General features: G+C 62.6%; 2 protein-coding genes. Both read right to left on the bottom strand.

Translation table 11 applies throughout. The features are described from left to right. On the bottom strand, positions 1 to 198 hold a 198-nt coding region (locus CHB90_RS27220; RefSeq protein WP_245823371.1), incomplete at its 3' end, for a transposase. A gap of 209 nt (positions 199 to 407) precedes the next feature. Further along, a complete protein-coding gene (locus CHB90_RS24715; RefSeq protein ID WP_089280386.1) occupies positions 408 to 3,482 on the bottom strand; it encodes a valine--tRNA ligase in 3,075 nt (1,024 codons plus the stop codon). Between the last annotated feature and the right edge of the window lie 270 nt (positions 3,483 to 3,752).

The raw sequence follows: 3,752 nt of genomic DNA, 5'->3' as shown, positions 1-3,752 counted from the left end.
CCGCTGATCGATGGTGGCGCCGGAGATCTGCACCGGCAGAAAAACACTGCCGCCTTTCTGCACATCAGGCGTTTCACCCGTGGCAGGGGAAAAGCGAGGGTCCTTCAACCATTTGAAAATCAGGTTGGCGTTCATTGAATAGCGACGTGCAACCTGCGCGACAGACACGCCCGGTGCCAAAGCCTGCGCACAGATCAACCGCTTCTCTTCGTCAGCCCAGAACCGCTTCTTCTGACCCTTTTTGCCCGCCATGGAGTGCCTCAAGATGTCCACTATCGATGGTGGACACTATCAGCCGAGGGTTCCGCTCGTCAGAGCGGCGACAGCGGACGGATACCTTGAATCTGCATCATGCAACGAAAAAGGCCGGGCAAAATGCCCGGCCTTTTCCTGTCTGTGCTGTCCGTTCAGCCGATTTCGGCCAATCTTGCCAGCGCTTCTTTCAGCTTGGCCTCTTCGCCTTCGCGCAGGCGGAGATTTTCTTGCGCTTCTTCGACCACTTCTGGCGGGGCGGAGGCGGCGAAGTTGGGGTTGTTCAGACGGCCCTTGAGGCCGCCGATTTCCTTGCCCAGTTTGCCGAGGCTCTTTTCCAGACGGGCCTTTTCTTCGCCCACGTCGATGATGTCGGCGAGCGGCAGGCCAAAACTGGCACTGCCCACGGGGACGGTAATGCAGCCTTTGGGGAAGTCGGCGACCGCCTCCAGCCCCTCGATCCGGGCGAGGCGTTTGATCAGCACCTCATTGCGGTCCCATGCGGCCTGTTCATCGGTAGAGATGCCTTTGACCAGCATCGGCACATAGAGGCCCGCAGGGACGTGCATTTGTGCGCGGGCCGACCGGACGCCTTCGATCAGGGCGATGACCCATGACATTTCGGCCTCGGCGGCGGGGTCGACCATGTCGGCGGCGGCATAGGTCGGCCAATCGGCGTGAACCAGCAGCTTGGACCGCTCCCCCAGTGTGTCCCAGAGTTCCTCTGTGATGAAGGGCATGATCGGGTGCAGCAGGATCAGGCATTGGTCCAGCACCCATGCCATCGTCTGGCGCGTCTCGGCCACGACGGCGGCGTCCTGCGCGTCGAACAGCGGCTTGGCAAATTCGACGTACCAGTCGCAGACCTTGCCCCAGGTAAAGGCATAGAGCGCGTTGGCCGCGTCGTTAAAGCGGTATTCGGTCAGCGCCAGATCGACCGTTTCGCGCACGCGGGCAGTCTCGCCCAAGATCCATTTGTTGACGGTCTGCGTGGCCTCCGGGGGCGTGGCGCGGGTGGCGTGGCCCTCGAAAACGCCGTTCATCTCGGCAAAACGGCAGGCGTTCCAGAGCTTGGTGCCAAAGTTGCGATAGCCCGCGATGCGGTCGACCGACAGTTTCAGCACGCCGCCGATGGAGGCCATCGAGGCATTGGTAAAGCGCAGCGCGTCGGCGCCGTATTCGTCGACAATCTCCAGCGGGTCGATGACGTTGCCAGTGGTTTTCGACATCTTCTTGCCCTTCTCGTCGCGGACAAGCTGGTGCAGGTAGACGGTGTGAAAGGGCACCTGATCGACGACGGCCAGCTGCATCATGATCATCCGCGCCACCCAGAAGAACAGGATGTCCTGCCCGGTGATCAGCACCGAGGTCGGGAAAAAGCGTTTCAGTTCATCGGTTTGTTCGGGCCAGCCCAGCGTGCCGATGGGCCAGAGACCGGATGAGAACCATGTGTCCAGCACGTCGGGGTCGCGGAACATGGGCAGTTGCGCGGGGCTGTCGGCGGTGCGAATGCGGCCTTCGGTGCGCAGGTGCATGTGCTCGCGGAGGTCCTCGAGCACCTCTGCCGCCTCTTGGGCGTTCTCGACGATGCGGTATTCGGTGCCGTCGGGCGATTGCTGGCGGGCCTTTTCAAGGGCTTCGGCTTCGGTCGCGGCGCAGATCGGGTACCAGTCCTCTTCGCCGGGGACGTACCAGACGGGGATCTGGTGGCCCCACCACAGCTGGCGGGAAATGCACCACGGTTCGATATTGTCGAGCCAGTTGTAGTACACCTTTTCGCCCGATTCCGGCATGATCTTGATGTCGCCACCCCGGACGGCATCCAGCGCGGGGCCAACGATTTCAGAGGTTTCGACGAACCACTGGTCTGTCAGCATCGGTTCGATGACGACCTTGGAGCGGTCGCCGAAGGGCTGCATGATCGGTTTGGATTCGACCAGCGGAGTGGGGGTGACGGCGGGCGGCTCCTCGCCCTTTTTCAGCTTTTTCTGCGGGCCAAGGCGCGGGTCGTCTGACGTCGTCATGACGGCCAGCCCCTCGGCGGTGATCTCTGCGATCACCTTTTCGCGGGCGTCGAACCTGTCGAGCCCGCGCAGGTGGTCGGGGACGAGGTTGATGGCGTCGGCCTCACCCTCGGACAGGGTCTGTTTGCCTTGCGCAACTTTCATGGCGATCTTGGCGGCCTCGGCGTAGGGCACGCCGTCGTCGCGCATCTGGGCGCGGGTGTCCATCAGGCGGTACATGGGGATGCCGCCGCGCTTGGCCACCTGATAGTCGTTGAAATCATGCGCGCCGGTGATCTTGACCGCGCCCGAGCCAAAACTGGGGTCGGGGTATTCATCGGTGATGATCGGGATCAGGCGGCGGTGCTCTTTCGGACCGACCGGGATTTCGCAGAGCTGACCGACGATCGAGGCATAACGGTCGTCATCGGGATGCACCGCAACCGCGCCGTCGCCCAGCATGGTTTCGGGGCGGGTGGTGGCGATGGAGATATAGTCGCGCTCTTCGGAGAAGACGGTTTTGCCCTCTTCGTCCTTTTCCTCGTACATGTAGGTCACGCCACCGGCGAGCGGGTATTTGAAGTGCCACATGTGGCCGGGGGTTTCGATGTTCTCGACCTCAAGGTCGGAAATCGCGGTCTCGAAATGTGGGTCCCAGTTCACGAGGCGCTTGCCGCGATATATCAGCCCCTTGTCGAACATGTCGACAAAGACCTTGATGACCGCGTCGTGAAAATTCGGAGAATTTTCGTGCCCGGTGCGCGGGTCGCCGGGCGCGCCTGCCATGGTAAAGGCATTGCGGTCCCAGTCGCAGGAGCAGCCCAGACGCTGAAGCTGGTTGATGATGGTGCCGCCGTATTGGCCCTTCCATTCCCAGACCTTGGCCAGAAATTCCGGGCGCGTCAGATCGGTGCGCCGCTTGCCCTCTTCGGCCTTGAGCTTTTTCTCAACCTGGAGCTGGGTGGCGATACCGGCGTGGTCCTGTCCGGGCTGCCAGAGCGTGTCAAAGCCGCGCATCCGGTGCCAGCGGGTCAGGATGTCCTGCAACGTGTTGTTGAAGGCATGGCCCACATGCAGCGCGCCGGTGACGTTCGGCGGCGGGATCATGATCGTAAAACTTTCATCGCGTGAGCGGTTGGCCCCCGCGCGGAAGGCCCCTGTGTCCAGCCATTTGGCGGTGAGGCGCGGTTCGGCCTCGGCAGCGTTGAAACTCTTTTCCAGCGGCATCGGTCTCGTCCTCGTCTGTGTTGCGCCGGGTCTACGACACGCGGGCGGCGAGGGGAAGGGGCGCGGGTGATGGGCCGCTGTCCGCGGGCGGCCACAATGGGGCCGAAGACGGAAAAAAACCCGCGATGCCAAGCATCGCGGGTTGAGTCAACGAGAGCCCCAGGGAGGAGGAGAGGGGCCTCGAATTGAAAAGCGTGCGGCGGTGCCAGGGAGGAGGAGAGGCACCGCCGCGAATGTTTGGTCCCAGGGAGGAGGAGAGGGACCGCACAT

Origin of the sequence: Antarctobacter heliothermus, from assembly GCF_900188425.1 — a bacterium.
Classification (GTDB): domain Bacteria; phylum Pseudomonadota; class Alphaproteobacteria; order Rhodobacterales; family Rhodobacteraceae; genus Antarctobacter; species Antarctobacter heliothermus.
The sequence above is the reverse complement of the archived record's forward strand: the minus strand, read 5'-3'. Positions and strand labels throughout refer to the sequence as shown.